At 76.1% G+C, this 15,913-nt stretch carries 18 protein-coding genes; 8 read left to right on the top strand and 10 right to left on the bottom strand.

Annotated features, from left to right (window positions below):
- Positions 1 to 30 precede the first annotated feature (30 nt).
- The 3 genes from ACFUVW_RS12530 to ACFUVW_RS12520 all read right to left on the bottom strand — a co-directional run bounded on the left by ACFUVW_RS12530 (position 31) and on the right by ACFUVW_RS12520 (position 2,852).
- On the bottom strand, positions 31 to 825 hold the full coding sequence (locus ACFUVW_RS12530) for an SDR family NAD(P)-dependent oxidoreductase (protein ID WP_430571656.1): 795 nt from the start codon (positions 823 to 825) through the stop codon (positions 31 to 33).
- Positions 826 to 937: 112 nt separating this feature from the next.
- Positions 938 to 1,750, bottom strand: a complete 813-nt coding sequence (locus ACFUVW_RS12525; protein ID WP_430571655.1) for a hypothetical protein — start codon at positions 1,748 to 1,750, stop codon at positions 938 to 940.
- A 52-nt stretch (positions 1,751 to 1,802) separates the two neighbouring features.
- Entirely contained in the window at positions 1,803 to 2,852 is a 1,050-nt protein-coding gene (locus tag ACFUVW_RS12520; protein ID WP_430571654.1) for a nitronate monooxygenase, read from the bottom strand.
- 186 nt (positions 2,853 to 3,038) lie between these two features.
- On the opposite strand from ACFUVW_RS12520, the gene ACFUVW_RS12515 reads away from it, so the two are divergent.
- Both ACFUVW_RS12515 and ACFUVW_RS12510 read left to right on the top strand, forming a co-directional pair.
- Entirely contained in the window at positions 3,039 to 3,713 is a 675-nt protein-coding gene (locus ACFUVW_RS12515) for a hypothetical protein (RefSeq protein WP_430571653.1), read from the top strand.
- A gap of 10 nt (positions 3,714 to 3,723) precedes the next feature.
- A complete protein-coding gene (locus tag ACFUVW_RS12510) occupies positions 3,724 to 4,188 on the top strand; it encodes a pyridoxamine 5'-phosphate oxidase family protein (protein ID WP_430571652.1) in 465 nt (154 codons plus the stop codon).
- A gap of 4 nt (positions 4,189 to 4,192) precedes the next feature.
- On the opposite strand, the gene ACFUVW_RS12505 is transcribed toward ACFUVW_RS12510, so the two are convergent.
- The gene (locus ACFUVW_RS12505) at positions 4,193 to 5,212 is read right to left on the bottom strand and encodes an LLM class flavin-dependent oxidoreductase (RefSeq protein WP_430571651.1); all 1,020 of its coding nucleotides are present in this window, start codon (positions 5,210 to 5,212) and stop codon (positions 4,193 to 4,195) included.
- A 119-nt stretch (positions 5,213 to 5,331) separates the two neighbouring features.
- On the opposite strand from ACFUVW_RS12505, the gene ACFUVW_RS12500 reads away from it, so the two are divergent.
- The 4 genes from ACFUVW_RS12500 (at position 5,332) to ACFUVW_RS12485 (ending at position 8,839) form a co-directional block, all read left to right on the top strand.
- Positions 5,332 to 6,135: an alpha/beta fold hydrolase gene (locus ACFUVW_RS12500; protein WP_430571650.1), complete on the top strand. Its 804-nt coding sequence runs from the start codon at positions 5,332 to 5,334 to the stop codon at positions 6,133 to 6,135.
- An 87-nt stretch (positions 6,136 to 6,222) separates the two neighbouring features.
- Positions 6,223 to 7,308, top strand: coding sequence for an ArsR/SmtB family transcription factor (locus tag ACFUVW_RS12495; RefSeq protein ID WP_430571649.1), 1,086 nt, complete (start codon positions 6,223 to 6,225; stop codon positions 7,306 to 7,308).
- 88 nt (positions 7,309 to 7,396) lie between these two features.
- A complete protein-coding gene (locus tag ACFUVW_RS12490) occupies positions 7,397 to 7,933 on the top strand; it encodes a GNAT family N-acetyltransferase (protein WP_430571648.1) in 537 nt (178 codons plus the stop codon).
- A gap of 9 nt (positions 7,934 to 7,942) precedes the next feature.
- Entirely contained in the window at positions 7,943 to 8,839 is an 897-nt protein-coding gene (locus ACFUVW_RS12485; protein WP_430571647.1) for an alpha/beta fold hydrolase, read from the top strand.
- Between the two features lie 49 nt (positions 8,840 to 8,888).
- On the opposite strand, the gene ACFUVW_RS12480 is transcribed toward ACFUVW_RS12485, so the two are convergent.
- The gene (locus ACFUVW_RS12480) at positions 8,889 to 9,500 is read right to left on the bottom strand and encodes an Lrp/AsnC family transcriptional regulator (protein WP_430571646.1); all 612 of its coding nucleotides are present in this window, start codon (positions 9,498 to 9,500) and stop codon (positions 8,889 to 8,891) included.
- Between the two features lie 157 nt (positions 9,501 to 9,657).
- On the opposite strand from ACFUVW_RS12480, the gene ald reads away from it, so the two are divergent.
- The gene (ald, locus tag ACFUVW_RS12475) at positions 9,658 to 10,770 is read left to right on the top strand and encodes an alanine dehydrogenase (protein ID WP_430571645.1); all 1,113 of its coding nucleotides are present in this window, start codon (positions 9,658 to 9,660) and stop codon (positions 10,768 to 10,770) included.
- A 31-nt stretch (positions 10,771 to 10,801) separates the two neighbouring features.
- On the opposite strand, the gene ACFUVW_RS12470 is transcribed toward ald, so the two are convergent.
- The 5 genes from ACFUVW_RS12470 to ACFUVW_RS12450 form a co-directional block, all read right to left on the bottom strand.
- Complete coding sequence (locus tag ACFUVW_RS12470) at positions 10,802 to 11,779, bottom strand: ribonuclease Z (RefSeq protein WP_430571644.1); 978 nt, start codon at positions 11,777 to 11,779, stop codon at positions 10,802 to 10,804.
- Positions 11,780 to 11,789: 10 nt separating this feature from the next.
- Positions 11,790 to 12,059: a hypothetical protein gene (locus ACFUVW_RS12465; RefSeq protein WP_430571643.1), complete on the bottom strand. Its 270-nt coding sequence runs from the start codon at positions 12,057 to 12,059 to the stop codon at positions 11,790 to 11,792.
- A 96-nt stretch (positions 12,060 to 12,155) separates the two neighbouring features.
- A complete protein-coding gene (galE, locus tag ACFUVW_RS12460) occupies positions 12,156 to 13,178 on the bottom strand; it encodes a UDP-glucose 4-epimerase GalE (RefSeq protein WP_430571642.1) in 1,023 nt (340 codons plus the stop codon).
- An 86-nt stretch (positions 13,179 to 13,264) separates the two neighbouring features.
- The gene (locus tag ACFUVW_RS12455) at positions 13,265 to 13,921 is read right to left on the bottom strand and encodes an FMN reductase (RefSeq protein WP_430571641.1); all 657 of its coding nucleotides are present in this window, start codon (positions 13,919 to 13,921) and stop codon (positions 13,265 to 13,267) included.
- The gene (locus tag ACFUVW_RS12450; protein WP_430571640.1) at positions 13,918 to 15,123 is read right to left on the bottom strand and encodes an LLM class flavin-dependent oxidoreductase; all 1,206 of its coding nucleotides are present in this window, start codon (positions 15,121 to 15,123) and stop codon (positions 13,918 to 13,920) included. Before ACFUVW_RS12450 ends, ACFUVW_RS12455 begins: the two co-directional genes overlap by 4 nt.
- A 379-nt stretch (positions 15,124 to 15,502) precedes the next feature.
- Here ACFUVW_RS12450 and ACFUVW_RS12445 point away from each other — a divergent pair, with 379 nt between their 5' ends.
- On the top strand, positions 15,503 to 15,847 hold the full coding sequence (locus ACFUVW_RS12445; protein WP_225566476.1) for an RNA polymerase-binding protein RbpA: 345 nt from the start codon (positions 15,503 to 15,505) through the stop codon (positions 15,845 to 15,847).
- The last annotated feature ends 66 nt before the right edge of the window (positions 15,848 to 15,913 follow it).

Genomic DNA, 15,913 nt, shown 5'->3' with positions numbered 1-15,913 from the left:
GCTGCCGGCAGGCCGGTCGGCGGACGTGGCTCAGCGTTCTCCCCCGCCGCCGAGGGTCTCGAAGCGCGCGAGCGGGCCGGCGAGGACGCCGCCGTCGACGGGCAGGGTGACGCCGGTGATCCAGGCGGCGTCGTCGGAGGTGAGGAACGCGATGGCGGCGGCGACGTCGTCGGGCTCGCCGATCCGGCCGAGCGGGTAGAGGGCCGCGAGCCGGTCGGGGTCGGAGCGCTGGTCCCAGGAGCGGGTGCGGATGGTGCCGGGCGCGACGACGTTGATACGCACGCCCTTGCCCCCGAGGCGGACGGCGAGGTTCTGGGCGAGGGAGACGAGGCCGGCCTTCGCGGCGGAGTAGTCCTCGTCCCCGAAGGCCTGCAGGCCGTTGACGGAGCCGACCAGCACGATGGCGCCCCCGCGCGGCAGGTGCGGGGCGGCGGCGCGGACGCAACGGGCGGGGCCGGCCAGGTTGAGGTCGACCCCGGCGGCCCAGGTGGCGTCGTCCATGCTGTCGAGGAGGCCCGGGTGGACGCCGGTGCCGCCGGCGACGCCGACGAGCACGTCGAGCCGCCCGTGCCGCTCCAGGGTCGTCGCCACGGCGGCCTCCACCGAGGCGGTGTCCGTGATGTCGCAGGCGACGGCGGAGGCGGGCGCCCCGCCGGTGGGGAGGTCGCCCAGGGACCGGCGCGCGGCGTCCCCGTCGAGGTCGGCGACCACGACGGTCGCGCCCTCCGCGTGCAGCCGTCGCACCGTGGCGGCGCCGATGCCGTGCGCGCCGCCGGTCACGAGCGCCACGCGGCCCCCGTGACGTCCTGCGGATGGTCCTGTCACGTCGTCCTCCTCGTCCGTCGATGTGTCGAGCGGTCTTGTCGAGTCGTCTTGTCGTGCGGTGTGTCGTGCGGCCTGCCGAGGTCGGCGGCCCCTGCCGCCGACCGCCGCGGTGTCAGAGCGTGAGCCGGTAGTAGTGCTCCGCGCCGTACCGGTCGAACCCCGCCCTGCGCAGGATGCGGGCGGAGGTGCTGACCCGGCCCTTGACGAGGGCCAGTGACGCGCCCGCGGCGGCGGACAGGCGCAGCCGTTCGGCGAGCACCGCCCGGTAGGCCCCGCGGCCGCGCCGGTCGGGCACGGTACCGGCGCCCCACAGCCGGGCGACGGTGCCCAGCTCGGGCCGTGGCGCCTCCGCGAGGGTGACCCCCGCGGAGGCCACGGGTTCGCCGTCCTGGTAGGCCACGACGCGGAGCTCGCGGCTGGCCTCGGACAGCAGCGAGCTCGCGGCGGCGGCGAGGCGGCCGTCGTCCATCGGCTGCTGGTCCCACACCGCGGTGTCGACCCGGTCGGCGTCGCGCAGGCCGTCGACGTCGGCGACGCGACGCACGACGAGACGCCCCTCGTGCACGGGCGCCTCGCGAGGGCCGGGCCCGAGGGGCGGCTCGAGGGCGCGCGCGAGGACGTCCACGCTGTCCTCGAGGCGCGCACCGCGGGCCTGCAGCAGGTCCGTGAGGTCGGGGACGCTGGTGGCGGAGACCCACACGCCGAGCGTGTCGCTGCCCCAGGCGCGCACCTGCTCGACGGCCTCGCGCAGGACGTGCTCGGGGGCGCGGGCGCTCGCCAGCCCCGTGAGCACGACGCGGCCCTGCGCCCAGGAGGGCCACCGGGTGAGGGTGACGTCCGTGACGACGCACTCCGCGTCGGGCGGCACCCACGACCACTCGGCGGCGGCGCGCAGCACGGCCTGCGGGTCCCAGTCGACGCTCATGACGGCAACCTAGCGAAGCGGCCCCGTGTCGCGGCGGTGCGGCGCGCGGGCGTCACAGGTCGGCGGCGAGGGCCCGCACGACGTCGGCCGCGGGCCCGGTGGTGGCGCCGCGGTGTCCGGTCCCGGCCCACAGGTGCAGCCGCTCGGCGTCCCCGGCGGCGGCCGCGCGGCGGCGCAGCTCGCGGGTGAGGTGGTGCACCTGCGGGTAGGCCACCGGGGCGTGGGCGTCGTGCCGGGTCAGGAAGCCGTTGACGAGCGCACGGGCCGGGCGGCCGGAGAACGCGCGGGTCATCGCCGTCGTCGTGAACCGGGGGTCGGCGAGCGCGTCCCGGTGGGTGCGGGAGGTGCCGGCCTCGTCGGTGCGCAGCAGCAGCGTGCCGACGGCGACGGCCTGCGCCCCGGCCTGCAGCAGGCGGGTGACGGCGGCGGGGCCGTCCACTCCCCCGGCGGCGACGACCGGGAGGGGCGTGCGCGCGACGACCGCGGCGACGGCGTCGGCGGTCGTGCCGTCGGCGACGGTGCGGGCCGGGTCCCAGGTGCCGCTGTGGCCGCCCGCGCCCGGGCCCTGCACGACGAGCCCGTCGGCCCCGAGCTCCTCGGCGGCCGCCGCCTCCTGCGGCGTCGTGACGGTGACCAGGACCACGGAGCCCGTCGCGCGCAGGGCCGCGACGTCCGCGGCCGGCGGGGGGCCGAACGTGCACGACACCACGGGCACGGGGTCGCGGCGCAGCAGGTCGACCTTGGCCGCCCAGCCGTCGTCGTCCGTGGCGGGGACCGACGCCAGCACGGCGTCGAGGTCGACGTCGTGCGCGGCGGCGTCCGGCGCGATCCGCCGGGCGTAGGCCGCGAGCGCCGCGGGGTCCGGGCCGGGGCCGGTGGCGGGGACGAAGAGGTTGACGCCGAAGGGGTGCGCGCCCTCGTGGGCGCGGCGCACCTGGTCCGCGAGGGAGTCGGGGGTCTGGTAGCCGCCGGCGAGGAAGGCGAAGGCTCCGGCGCCGGTGGTGGCGGCGAGGAGGTCGAGGGTGGTGGGGCCGCCGGCCATGGGGGCCGCGACGAGGGGCAGGTCGGTGCCGAGCAGGGGTGCGGGAGCGGTGCGGGCCATGCCTCGCATCGTGCCACCGGGCAGGCGCGGTCTCAGCAGGTGGGGCGGGGGCGGCGGGGTGGGCCGGTCTCATCTGGCGCTCATGCGGACCTGGCAGGCTGGGCGCCCCGCCGGTGGCGGGTGCCCGGCCGGTCCGGACGGGTGGTCGGGACGGAGCGGTGGACGGAAGAGGGGTGAGGGCGCCGCATGACGGCGGTGGTGCGGGAGCGTGCGACGGTGCGGGACGTCGGGTCGGGGACGTTCGTGCTGGTGGGTGGTGTGCCGGGGGCGGGCAAGAGCACGGCGCTGGCGTGGGCGGCGGGCCTGCGGCCGGGGGTGCGGGTGCTGGACAGCGAGGCGGCGCGTCGTGACCTGCGGGGCCGGGTGCCGCGCGGGGTGCCGTACGCGGTGTACCGGCCGGTGGTGCACGTGCGGCACCTGGCGGGTGTGGTGCGGGCCGTGCTGGCGGGCCCGCCGGCCGGGGTGCGGGGCGGGGTGCGGGGCGGTGGCACGGCCGGTGGTGCGGCCGGCGAGGGTGCGGGGGTGCTGGTGGTGCACGACCCGGCGACGTCGCGGGCGCGGCGGTGGTGGTGGGCGTGCCTGGCGCGGCGGGCGGGGTGGTGTCCGGTGCTGGTGATGGTGGACGTCGGGCGTGACGCGGCGCTGGCGGGTCAGGAGGCGCGGGGCCGGGTGGTGCGGGCGCGTGCGTTCGCGCGGCACTGGCGGCGGTGGTCGGCGCAGCGTGCGGGGCTGGTCGGGGCGTCGGGCGGTGCCGCGGCCGGGTGGTCGCAGGTGCACGTGGTGGGCCGGGGGCAGGTCGTGTCGACGCTGGTGGGGGTGGTGGACGCGGCGGTGCCGGTCGGGGCGGGCGGGGCCCGCTAGGGTCGCGCGCATGACGTCGTCGAGCCTGTCGGGTGATGCGCTGGAGCGGGTGGTCGAGCACGTGCGTGCCGTGGGCGACGGGGTGGTGTCGACGCTGGGGCCGGACGGTGGCCCGCAGGCCGCGTACCTGACGCTGGCGTCGACGGCGTCGGGCGAGCTGGTCTTCGACGCGCGGGACGGCTCGCGCAAGGTGGGGAACCTGCGTCGCGACCCGCGGGTGGCGGTGGTGGTGGGCGGCTCTGGCGGGACGACGCTGCAGGTGCAGGGGGTGGCGGACGTCCCGTCCGGGCCGGACCGGGAGCGGTGCGCGGCGGCCTACGCGGCGGCGTTCCCGCAGTTCGCGGCGTCCCTGGCGGATCCGGGGATCGTGGTGGTGCGCGTGCGGGTGCGGTGGGCGCGCTGGGGCGACTACCGCTCCTCTCCCCCGGTGGTGGCAGAGCTGGTGGAGGGGCCGGTGGGCGGCGCCGGCGCCTGAGGCGTCAGCGCCAGCCGAGGGCGGGCGCCACGTGCCGGACGACGTTCTCGACGACGTGCGCGTTGTAGTCGACGCCGAGCTGGTTGGGCACGGTGAGCAGGAGGGTGTCGGCCGCGGCGACGGCCTCGTCCTCGGCGAGGTCGGCCACCACGTCGTCGACCTCGCCGGCGTAGGTCTTGCCGAAGCGGGCGCGGACGCCCTCGAGGACGCCGACCTGGTCGGTGGAGGCGGTCTCCATGCCGAAGTAGGCGCGGTCGCGGTCGTCGGTGATCGGGAAGATGCTGCGCGACACGGACACGCGGGGCTCCCAGCCGTGACCGGCGGCGGCCCAGGCGTCGCGGAAGCGCTGGATCTGCTCGGCCTGCAGGCGGTGGAACGGGATGCCGGTGTCCTCGGACAGCAGGGTGGAGCTCATGAGGTTCATCCCCTGCGCGGCGGTCCACTCGGCGGTGGCGCGGGTACCGGCGCCCCACCAGATCCGTTCGCGCAGGCCCTCGGAGTGCGGCTCGACCCGCAGCAGCCCGGGCGGATTGGGGAACATGGGCCTCGGGTTCGGCTCGGCGAACCCCTCGCCGTCGAGCACCTCGAGGAAGCGGGCGGTGTGGCGGCGCGCCATGTCGGCGTCGGACTCCCCCGGCCGCGGCTCGTGCCCGAAGTGGCGGTACCCGTCGACGACCTGCTCGGGCGACCCGCGGCTGATGCCGAGCTGCAGCCGCCCGCCGGAGATAAGGTCGGCGGCGCCGGCGTCCTCGGCCAGGTACAGGGGGTTCTCGTAGCGCATGTCGATGACGGCGGTGCCGATCTCGATCCGGCTGGTGCGCGCGCCGACGGCCGCCAGCAGCGGGAACGGGGACGCGAGCTGGCGCGCGAAGTGGTGCACGCGGAAGTACGCGCCGTCGGCGCCGAGCTCCTCCGCCGCGACGGCGAGGTCGATCGACTGCAGCAGGGCGTCGGAGGCCGAGCGGGTGGCGGACTGCGGGTGCGGTGTCCAGTGGCCGAAGGACAGGAATCCGAGGTGCTTCACGGGGAGGTCAACCTTCTGCGGGTCGGGGTGCTTCCCGGGACGTCCCGTCGATACTGGCCGGGTCGGCTCGCGCTCGCCCGTCGGGCCGCCGCCCGTGCCCCCGCCGATAGCCTGGGCGCATGACTCTCGCCCATGACGTCGCCGGTGACGTCGACGCGCCCGCCGTCGTCCTGCTGCACGCCGGGGTGGCGGACCGCCGCATGTGGGACGCCGTCGCGCCCGCCCTGGCGCGCACGTTCCGCGTGGTGCGTCCCGACCTGCGCGGCTTCGGCGACTCCCCGCTGCCGGTGGACGGCGGCCCGTACACGAACGCGGGCGACGTCGCCGCCCTGCTCGACGAGCTCGGCGTCCCCGACGCCGCCGTCGTCGGGTCGTCGTTCGGGGGCAAGGTGGCGCTCGAGCTCACGACGGCGTACCCCGACCGGGTGCGCGAGCTCGTGCTGCTGTGCCCCGCCGCCCCCGGCGTGCCCGACACGCAGACGTCCGACGCGTTCGACGCCGAGGAGGCCAGGCTCCTGGGCGCAGGCGACCTCGAGGGCGCGGTGCGGCTCAACGTCACGACGTGGCTCGGCCCGGACGCCGACGACGCCGCCGCCGAGGCGCTCGCCGTCATGCAGCGCCGCGCGTTCGAGGTGCAGCTCGCCGCCGACGCGGCCGCGAGCGCCGCCGGCCTGCCCGAGCCCGGCCCGGACGACGTCGACGTGGACCTGGCGGGGATCCGCGTGCCGACGTTCGTCGTCGAGGGGGCGCACGACATGGACGCGCTGCGGGCGTGCGCCCGGCACGTGGCGTCGTCGGTGCCGGGGGCCGAGGTATCGCTGCTCGAGTGGGCGGGGCACCTGCCCGTGCTGGAGCGGCCCGACGCGATCCTCGCGCTGCTGCTGGACGTGCTGCGCGACGACCCCACGGTGCACGCCCCCTGACCTGCGGCCCGACGGCCGCCGCGGCGCGGGCGGACATTGCACCGGGGCGCAAGGTCGGGTTGCGGGTGCGGGGGGCGACTAGCGTGGGTGGTCGACCCCGAGTCGAGCCCCGAGGTGGTGGCCCCCGTGCTCACGATCGACCTGTCGGCGGAGGACCTCACGCGCCTGCGCGCGCCCGGGCGCCCGGACCCGATGTGGGACACGGTGCTGAGCCTGCACCTGCTGCAGAACCGGCAGTCGGCGCTCGCGTTCGACCCGTGGCGGCGGCAGGTGCGGGCGCGGATCGTGGAGGCGGGCCTGACGACGACGGTCGCGGCGCTCGCGCGGCTGGCCCCGTTCGCGTCGTACTTCCCGGACTTCCTCACCCCGACCCCGCTCCCCCTCGCCCCATGGGACGGGGCGCGGCCCGACGGCGGCGGTGGGCCCGCGGGGGTCGAGGCGGCGGCCGACCGGGTGGCGAGCACCCCTCGGGCGCGGCTCGCGCGGGAGCTGGCGATGACGTTCCGCTCGGGGGCCCCGCCGTGGGTGCGGCGTATCGCCGCCGGCGAGGCGGAGGCGATGCGGTGGCTCGCTGCCGCGCTGTGCCGCTACCACGAGGTGGCGGTCGCGCCCTACGCGCCGGTGACGCGGGCGGCGCTCGCGGCCGACCAGGAGGCGCGCGACGCGGCGCTGCGCCGGGGCGGGGTGCAGGGGCTGATGGGCAGCTTCGACCCGCTGCTGCGCCGCGACGGGGGCCGGTGGACCGGGTGGTACCCGGTGTCGCACTCGCTGCCGTTGCGCGGGCGGCCGCTGACGGTGGTCCCGTCGGTGTTCTGCGTGCTGGCGCCGGTGGTGCTCGCGGACGACTCCCTGGACCCGGTGCTGGTGTACCCGGTGGACCCGGCGCCGGGCTGGGTGGCGCGCGGCGGCGACGGTGCGGACGGTGCGGCGGACGACGGGGCGCAGGTCGCGCACCTCATCGGCCCGACGCGGGCGCGGGTCCTGGAGGCGCTGGACACGAGCCGCACGACGACGGAGCTGGCGCGGGTGCTGGACCTCACGCCGGCGACGGCGAGCCGGCACGCGACCGTGCTGCGCGAGGCCGGCCTGGTCTCTTCGGAGCGGCAGGGCAACCGGGTGCTGCACACCCGCACCCTGCTGGGGGACGCGCTGCTGGCCGGCCGCGTGGGCTGAGCCGCACCGGGCCGCCCGCCGTGCCCCCTGCCCCGCCACGTCGCGCGCGTGACACGTGCGCGAAACACGCGGGCGCGAGGATGCGGGGGTGATCATCGCCCCCGAGTCCCCCGACCGTGCCGACGTGCGCGCCCTGCTGGACGAGCACCTGGCCGACATGCACGCCACCTCGCCCGCCGAGTCGGTGCACGCCCTCGATCTCAGCGGGCTGCTGGTCCCGTCGGTGACGTTCCTGACGGCGCGCGACGACGACGGGACGTTGCTGGGCTGCGGCGCCCTCAGCGAGCTCGAGCCGACCACCCCGACGTCCGCCGGCCGGGGCGAGGTGAAGTCGATGCGCACGGCCCGGCCCGCGCGCGGCCGTGGCGTGGCGGGCGCCGTCCTGGACCGCCTGGTCGCCCTGGCCCGCGAGCGCGGCTACGCGGCGGTGAGCCTCGAGACGGGGCCGCAGGAGTACTTCGCGGCCGCGCGCCGCCTGTACGCGCGGCACGGGTTCGTGCCCTGCGGGCCCTTCGGTTCGTACTCCCCCGACCCGTGCAGCGTGTTCCGCACCCTCGACCTCACGGACGAGCGCACGGACGAGCGCGCGGACGTCGTGGACGCGGGTGTCGGCCCCGCCGCCTAGCCTCGCGGCATGACCGAGAGCCCGATCCCCGACGCGGCGGACGCGGAGCACCTGCTGGACCGGCGGTTCGCGTGGCGGGGCCGCGAGGTGGCGTGGACGGCGTTCGGCTCCGGCCCGCCGCTGGTGTTCTGCCACGGCACGCCGTGGTCGTCGTGGCTGTGGGAGCCGTACGCCCGCGCCCTGGCCGCCGAGTTCACCGTGCACCTGTGGGACATGCCGGGCTACGGGGCGTCGTCGAAGGACCCCGCGCACGACGTCGACCTCGGGACGCAGGGCGAGGCGTTCGCCGCGCTGCTCGCGCACTGGCGCGCCGGGTGGGCGGGCGACGACGAGGCCGACGGGGGCACGCCGGCGCTGCCGCACGTCGTCGCGCACGACTACGGCGGCGCGGTGAGCCTGCGCGCCGCGCTGCTGCACGGCGCCCGGTACGCGTCGCTGTGCCTCGTGGACGTGGTGGCGCTGCGCCCCTGGGGCTCGCCGTACTTCGCCCTGGTGCGCGAGCACGCCGACGTCTTCGCGGCCGTCCCCGCCGCCGTGCACCGGGGCGCGCTGGAGGCGTACGTGCGCACGGCCGCGCACCGGCCGCTGCGCCGGGAGCACCTGGCCGCGCTCGTCGCCCCCTGGACGGGCGAGGCGGGGCAGGCGGCCTTCTACCGGCAGATCGCGCAGGCCGACGAGCGGTACACCGCCGAGCTCGAGCCGCTGCTGGGCGACCTCGACGTCCCGGTCCGCGTGCTGTGGGGCGACCAGGACTCGTGGATCCCGCCCGACCGGGCGCGGCGGCTCGCGGACGCGATCCCCGGCGCCGGTGCCCGGCTGATCCCCGGCGCCGGGCACCTGGTCCAGCTCGACGCCCCCGTCGCGCTCGCGGTCGAGCTGCAGCGCTGGCTCGCCACCCGCCGCTGACCGGCCGGGCCAGACCGTGCCCGGGTGTGCCCCGGGTGTGCCCCGGGAATCAGTACCAGCTCGCCCGCGCGTGCTGGAAGATCAGGTTGGTCTCCGTGAGCGCCACGTCCGGGTCGGTGGACAGGTGCTCGATGACGAACTCGTTCAGGGCGTCGGAGTCGGCGGCGGCCACGTGCACGAAGAAGTCGTGCGCGCCGCCGAGCAGGAAGACGTTCAGCACCCCCGGCAGCTCGGCGAGGCGCTGCAGGTAGCCGCTCAGCCGTGTGCGTGCCGCGCCGCGCATCTGCACCGCGATCATCGCCTGCAGCGGGTGCCCCGTCCGCGCCGGGTCGACGTCCGCGTGGAAGCCGCGGATCACGCCGCGCTCGCGCAGCTGCCGCACCCGCGTCAGGGCCGTGGACGGCGCGACCCCCGCCCGCGCCGCGAGGGCGTTGTTCGGCAGGCGCGCGTCGGCCGCGAGCGCCGCCAGGAGCCGCTGGTCCACATCGTCCAGCCGCGCGGGGGCGGGGCCGCGCCGCTCCAGACCCCACGACGGGTCCGGCCGCGCGTCCGCGGGCCGCACCTCCTGCGTGCGGACGTCCTGGCCGCGCCGCTCCCCGGATCGAACATCCTTCGCTCGGGGCTGGCGTGGCACGGGCTGAGCCGGGCGTGACGTCGACATCCTGGCAATCTACCGAAGGATCTGCGGATTCGTGGCGCAGCACCGAATCGCACCGTCAGACTGGGACGTGAGCGGGGTCACACGCCCCGCGCCACGCAACCACCGTCCCCCGGTCACGAGCCGGGGCCGGTGCCGAGCCACGAAGGCGGACTCAACCATGCGCATCGGCGTCCCGAAGGAAGTCAAGAACCACGAGTACCGGGTGGCGATCACGCCGGCAGGCGTGCACGAGCTCGTCGGCCGCGGGCACGACGTCGTCGTGGAGGCGGGCGCCGGGGCGGGGTCCGCCATCACCGACGACGAGTACCGCGCCGCCGGGGCCGACGTCGTCGCCGACGCGGACGAGGTGTGGGCCGGCGCCGAGACGGTGCTCAAGGTCAAGGAGCCCGTGGCGCAGGAGTACCACCGGCTGCGGCCGGGGCTGGTGCTGTTCACCTACCTGCACCTGGCGGCCGACAAGGCGCTCACCGAGGAGCTGCTGGCCCGCGACGTGACGGCCGTCGCGTACGAGACGGTGCAGACCCCCGACGGCCGGCTGCCGCTGCTGGCGCCGATGTCGGAGGTCGCGGGGCGGCTCGCCCCGCAGGTCGGGGCCGCCACCCTGCTGCGGGCCGCGGGCGGTCGCGGCGTCCTGCTGGGCGGGGTCCCGGGCGTCCCCGCGGGGCACGTGGTGATCATCGGCGCGGGCGTGTCCGGCATGAACGCCGCCCGCATCGCGGTGGGTCTGGGCGCGCGCGTCACCCTCCTGGACACGAACGCGGACGCGCTCAAGGCCGCGGACCGGGAGTTCGGCGGACGGGTGCAGACCCTCGCCTCGAACCGGCTCACCCTCACCGAGGCCGTGCTCGAGGCCGACCTGGTGGTCGGCGCCGTCCTGGTGCCCGGCGCGAAGGCGCCCGTGCTGGTGGGCAACGACGTCGTGGCGCGCATGCGGCCGGGCGCCGTCCTCGTGGACATCGCGATCGACCAGGGCGGCTGCTTCGAGGACTCCCGCCCCACCACGCACGCCGAGCCCACCTTCCCCGTGCACGGCACCGTCTTCTACTGCGTGGCGAACATGCCGGGCGCGGTGCCGCGCACCTCCACGTACGCGCTGACGAACGTGACGCTGCCGTACGCCGTGGCGCTCGCGGACCACGGCTGGCGCGAGGCCCTGCGCCGCGACCCGGTGCTCGCGCACGGCCTCAACGTGCACGACGGCCGCGTCACCAACGCGGGCGTGGCCGAGGCGCACTCCCTCGAGCACGTGGACGTCGCCGCCGTCCTGTAACCGTCATCGAGATCGTCGTGGGCGCGACGCCTCAGGGGCGGCGGCGCGGCGGGAGCGGGACCCGGTCGAGGTCGGCCGCCACGGTGAGCCCGCCGTCGAACACCTCCCGCGCCTCGCGCTCGAACTCGGCGGGCAGCTCGTCGGGCACGCGGTAGCGCTGGGAGAAGTGCGTGAGCACGAGGTGGCGCACGCCGGTGCGGGCGGCGACGATCGCGGCCTGCCGGCAGGTGAGGTGCGCCCAGCGAGCGGCGAGCTCGGCGTCGCGGTGCAGGAACGTCGACTCGACCACCAGCAGGTCGACGCCGTCGGCGAGCTCCTCCACGGCGTCGCACAGCCGGGTGTCCATGACGAACGCGACCGACTGCCCGGGCCGCGGCACGGACACGGCCTCGCGGCGCACGGTGCGGCCGTCGTCGAGGACGAGGACGCCGTCGCGCAGCAGCCGCCCCACCGCCGGCCCGGGCGCGACGCCCGCGGCGGCGAGCGCCGCCGGGTCCAGGGACGCGCCGTCCGGCTCGTCGAGGCGGTAGCCGACGGTGTCGACGCGGTGGTCCAGCGGGCGGGCGGCCAGCACGGGGGCGCCGGGGCCGGCGCCGCGCTCGCCGTCCACGCGCGGCAGGGTGACGGCCAGGCCCCCGCCCGGGAACGCGACGGGCTGCAGGGCGACGCGCTCGTGGTGGTCGTACGCGCTCGCGTCGAGCAGGTGGCGCACCCACGGCTCGCCCGAGGCGGGGAAGGAGATCGGCACGGTGTGCCGCACCTGGTCGCCCGACAGTCGCTGCGCGACGCCCGCGAGGCCGAGGGAGTGGTCGCCGTGCAGGTGGGTGATCGCGATGCGGGTGAGGTCGGTGGCGGACACGCCCGCGAACGTCATCTGCCGCTGGGTGCCCTCGCCCGGGTCGAACAGGATCGCCTGGTCGTCGAAGAACAGGACGTACCCGTTGTGGTTGCGGGTACGGGTGGGCACCATGCTCGCGGTGCCGAGCACGACGAGCTCGCGGCGGGACACGCCGCCGCGCTCAGCGGCCGAGGGCGCGCCCGACGACGCGCACCAGGCCCGTGGTCACGTGCTGCACGGGGCGCCACAGGTCGCGGTCGAACACGGCCGTGCGGACGGCCGGGCCGCGACGCAGCCGCCCCGCGAGCCGGTGCGGCGACGGGGTGGGCGGCGCGGCGGCCGCGGGCCGCAGCGAGGGCAGGCCCGCCAGCACGGACGGCCGGTACCGGGCGCCCGGGTCCCACCGCGGGTGGGGGCGCTGCGGCGCGTCGTCGGAGGTGGGGGCGGGCATGGGGTCATCGTGGCCCGGCGCGGACCGCCCCGCAAGGCCTGCCCTGCCACCCGCTGCGCTGGGGAGACCGTCCGGACGCCCGACCGTCCGGGCGGCTCAGGCGTCGGGGAAGCCCTGCGGGTTCTCCGACTGCCAGCGCCAGGTGTCGGCGCACATGTCGTCGATGGTCTTGACGGCGCGCCAGCCGAGCTCGGTCTGCGCGCGGGTCGGGTCGGCCCAGAAGGCAGCGAGGTCGCCGGCGCGGCGCGGGCCGATCTCGTAGGGCAGCTCGCGGCCCACGGCGCGCTCGAAGGCGTGCAGCATCTGCAGCACCGACGTGCCGGTGCCGGTGCCGAGGTTGAAGGCGCGCACCGGCTCGGACATCGCGTCCAGGTGGTCCAGCGCGGCCACGTGGCCGGCCGCGAGGTCCTCGACGTGCAGGTAGTCGCGCTCGCACGTGCCGTCGGAGGTCGGGTAGTCGTCGCCGAAGATCACGAGCTTGTCGCGCTTGCCGACGGCGACCTGCGCGAGGAACGGCATGAGGTTGTTCGGGATGCCCTGCGGGTCCTCGCCGATGCGGCCCGACGGGTGCGCGCCCACCGGGTTGAAGTAGCGCAGCAGCGCGACCTTGAGCCCGCCGACGGCGACCGCGGCGTCGGCCATGATCCGCTCGATCATCACCTTGGTCTGCCCGTACGGCGACGACGACGACAGGTACTCGTAGTCCTCGCGGTACGGCACCGGCGCCTTCTCCCCGTACACGGTGGCCGAGGAGGAGAACACCAGGCGCGGCACGTCGTGGCGGCGCATCGCCTCCAGCAGGGACAGCGTGGAGTCGAGGTTGTTGCGGTAGTACTCCAGCGGCTTGGCCACCGACTCGCCCACGGCCTTGAAGCCGGCGAAGTGCACGACGGCGTCGAACCGCTCGTGGGCGAACAGCCGCTCGGTCTTCTCCGCGTCGGTGAGGTCGATCGCGTGCACCGGCACGTGCGCCCCCGACAGGGACTCCAGTCTGCCCATCACCGTGGGCTTGCTGTTGGAGAAGTCGTCCACCACGACCACGTCGTGCCCGGAGGCCACGAGGGACAGGACGGTGTGGGAGCCGATGTACCCGGCGCCGCCGGAGACCAGAACGCGCATGGGCCCAGCCTAGGGCGTGGGGCGCCGTCGTCGGACGGGCGTCCGCACCCCGGGCCGGGCCCGTGCGTGCCCTCGGTGCCGGCGGCTCAGCTGCCGCCGAGGAGCTCCGTGAAGCTCGGCGTGGCGGCGAACGGGTCGACCGGGCCGTCGTTCTCCCGGCGCGCCACGCGCTGCGCCAGCTCGCGCCCAGCGCGCGCGATGCGCTTGGGCAGGCCGGCACCCGGGTCGTCGGCGCTCGCGGCCCAGTCGTCGGTGGCGGCGAACACGGACGTGGGCACGACGTCGGCGCGCAGGTAGGTGAACAGCGGCCGCATCGTGTACTCCAGCGCCAGGGAGTGGCGGGCGGTGCCGCCGGTGGCGCCCAGCAGGACGGGCATGCCGGTGATCGAGTCGGGGTCGACGACGTCCCAGAAGGACTTGAACAGGCCGGAGTAGCTCGTGGTGAACACCGGCGAGACGGCGACGAGCCCGTCCGCGCCCGTCACGGCCTCCAGCGCCCGCGCCAGGTCGCCGGTCGGGAACCGGGTGAGCATCGCGTCGACGACGGCATGGGCGAGGTCGCGCAGCTCGATCGTCTCCACCCGCACCGGGTGACCGGCGTCCTCCAGCTCCCGCACCGTGGCGTCCGCGAGCCGGTCGGCCAGCAGCCGCGTCGACGACGGCTGCGACAGGCCCGCCGAGACGACGGCGAGCGTGCGCTCGCCGGCCCCGCCCGTGGCCTGCGGGGTGTACGGGGTGGTCATGCGCGTGCCTCCTGCTGGGTGGTGCCCGTCGTGCGGGCGGTGGCGGGCTGGGTGCCCTCGGCAACGGTACCGGTGTACGGGTCGGCGGTGTCGCCGACGTGGGTGGCGCCGGTCTCCCCCGCCGCGCGGGCCGCGGCGACGCGCTCGGCGTGCGTCGGCGGGTTCAGCGGGACGTCGTCGGCCGGCCGCTTGGCCTCGACGATCTTGCGCAGCTCGGGCACGACCTCCTCGCCGAGCAGGTCGATCTGCTCCAGCACGGACTTCAGCGGCAGGCCCGCGTGGTCCACGAGGAACAGCTGGCGCTGGTAGTAGCCGACCTCGTCGACGAACGACGCGTACCGGTCGATGACCTGCTGCGGCGAGCCGACCGTCAGCGGCGTCTCGCGCGTGAAGTCCTCCATCGACGGGCCGTGCCCGTACACGGGCGCCTCGTCGAAGTAGGGCCGGAACTCGTTCCACGCGTCCTGCGACCGCTTGCGCATGAACACCTGGCCGCCGAGCCCGACGATCGCCTGGTCGGCGCGCCCGTGCCCGTAGTGCTCGAATCGCTGCCGGTAGAACCGCACCATCTGCCGGGTGTGGTGCATCGGCCAGAAGATGTTGTTGTGCAGGAACCCGTCGCCGTAGAACGCGGCCTGCTCGGCGATCTCAGGGCTGCGGATCGAGCCGTGCCACACGAACGGCGGCACGCCGTCCAGCGGGCGCGGCGTGGAGGTGAAGCCCTGCAGCGGGGTGCGGAACTTGCCCTCCCAATCCACGACGTCCTCGGTCCACAGCCGGCGCAGCAGCGCGTAGTTCTCGATCGCCAGCGGGATGCCCTGGCGGATGTCCTGCCCGAACCACGGGTACACGGGGCCGGTGTTGCCGCGGCCCATCATGAGGTCCATGCGGCCGTCCGAGATGACCTGGAGCATCGCGTACTCCTCGGCCAGGCGCACCGGGTCGTTCGTCGTGATCAGCGTGGTCGCCGTCGACAGGGTGATGTTCGTAGTGACGCCGGCCAGGTAGCCGAGCATCGTCGTGGGCGACGACGCCACGAACGGCGGGTTGTGGTGCTCGCCCGTGGCGAAGACGTCCAGCCCCGCCTCGTCGGCGTGCCGCGCGATGGTGAGCATGTTGCGCACCCGCTCGGTGTCGTCCGGGGTACGGCCCGTCGTGGGGTCGGTGGTGACGTCGCTGACGGAGAAGATTCCGAACTGCACGGCTGCGCTCCCTGCTCGTGGTCTCTGGCCTCGTGTCCCTGGGCTCGTGGCCCTGACCCGACGCCCAGGTCCATGCGTTTGCATGTACATGGCGGTGAACCGCGCACCCCGCCCGGTTGTTCCCGGCCCCGCGACGCGCTCGCGGGTGACGTCGCGCACAAAGGGTGCCCGCAGGGCGGTCTCGAGTTGCGCACGGCGCGCCGACTGGCCAGCCTGGGTGCAACCGTCACGTCCACCGCCATCGTGCCCCACCGTTCTCCCGGTCGCCGGCACCGGTGTGGACCGTGCTTCACGGGACCTTCACGGACCGCCGGAACATCCCCCGGCGAGGCCGCGTTGGAACCCTAGGCCCCTTCCCACCGACCTCCAGGAGGACGACATGCCCGACCGGTCCCTGCGCGGCATGAGCATCGGCAGCAAGAGCATGGAGTCCGACGAGGGCGTGGACTTCGCCCCCCGGTTCCAGGCGCACTACGACTGCCCCAACGGCCACACCATCATCCTGCCCTTCTCCACCGAGGCCGAGGTGCCGCCGGTGTGGGAGTGCCGGTGCGGCGAGGAGGCGCTCCTGCGCGACGCCGAGAAGCCGGAGCCGAAGGCCACCAAGCCGCAGCGCACCCACTGGGACATGCTGCTCGAGCGCCGCACCGTCTCCGAGCTGGAGGAGCTCCTCGACGAGCGGCTCGAGCTGCTGCGCGCCGGCAAGCTGCGCCGCAGCGCCTGAGCCGCGACCGACAGAGCTCCCTGAGACACGGCTCCCTGAGCCCAGAAGGGCGGGCACCCCACCGGG

The sequence above is a fragment of the Isoptericola sp. NPDC057391 genome (assembly GCF_042668085.1).
GTDB lineage: Bacteria > Actinomycetota > Actinomycetes > Actinomycetales > Cellulomonadaceae > Isoptericola.
Note: the sequence above shows the minus strand (reverse complement) of the source record. Positions and strands in the feature narration are given on the sequence as shown.

Bases quoted from the DNA above. Each gene is read 5' to 3' on its own strand.
- ACFUVW_RS12525 (WP_430571655.1), bottom strand. From the start codon at position 1,750: ATGAGCGTCGACTGGGACCCGCAGGCCGTGCTGCGCGCCGCCGCCGAG.
- ACFUVW_RS12520 (WP_430571654.1), bottom strand. From the start codon at position 2,852: ATGGCCCGCACCGCTCCCGCACCCCTGCTCGGCACCGACCTGCCCCTC.
- ACFUVW_RS12515 (WP_430571653.1), top strand. From the start codon at position 3,039: ATGACGGCGGTGGTGCGGGAGCGTGCGACGGTGCGGGACGTCGGGTCG.
- ACFUVW_RS12510 (WP_430571652.1), top strand. From the start codon at position 3,724: ATGACGTCGTCGAGCCTGTCGGGTGATGCGCTGGAGCGGGTGGTCGAG.
- ACFUVW_RS12500 (WP_430571650.1), top strand. From the start codon at position 5,332: ATGACTCTCGCCCATGACGTCGCCGGTGACGTCGACGCGCCCGCCGTC.
- ACFUVW_RS12485 (WP_430571647.1), top strand. From the start codon at position 7,943: ATGACCGAGAGCCCGATCCCCGACGCGGCGGACGCGGAGCACCTGCTG.
- ACFUVW_RS12480 (WP_430571646.1), bottom strand. From the start codon at position 9,500: ATGTCGACGTCACGCCCGGCTCAGCCCGTGCCACGCCAGCCCCGAGCG.
- ald (WP_430571645.1), top strand. From the start codon at position 9,658: ATGCGCATCGGCGTCCCGAAGGAAGTCAAGAACCACGAGTACCGGGTG.
- ACFUVW_RS12465 (WP_430571643.1), bottom strand. From the start codon at position 12,059: ATGCCCGCCCCCACCTCCGACGACGCGCCGCAGCGCCCCCACCCGCGG.
- galE (WP_430571642.1), bottom strand. From the start codon at position 13,178: ATGCGCGTTCTGGTCTCCGGCGGCGCCGGGTACATCGGCTCCCACACC.
- ACFUVW_RS12455 (WP_430571641.1), bottom strand. From the start codon at position 13,921: ATGACCACCCCGTACACCCCGCAGGCCACGGGCGGGGCCGGCGAGCGC.
- ACFUVW_RS12445 (WP_225566476.1), top strand. From the start codon at position 15,503: ATGCCCGACCGGTCCCTGCGCGGCATGAGCATCGGCAGCAAGAGCATG.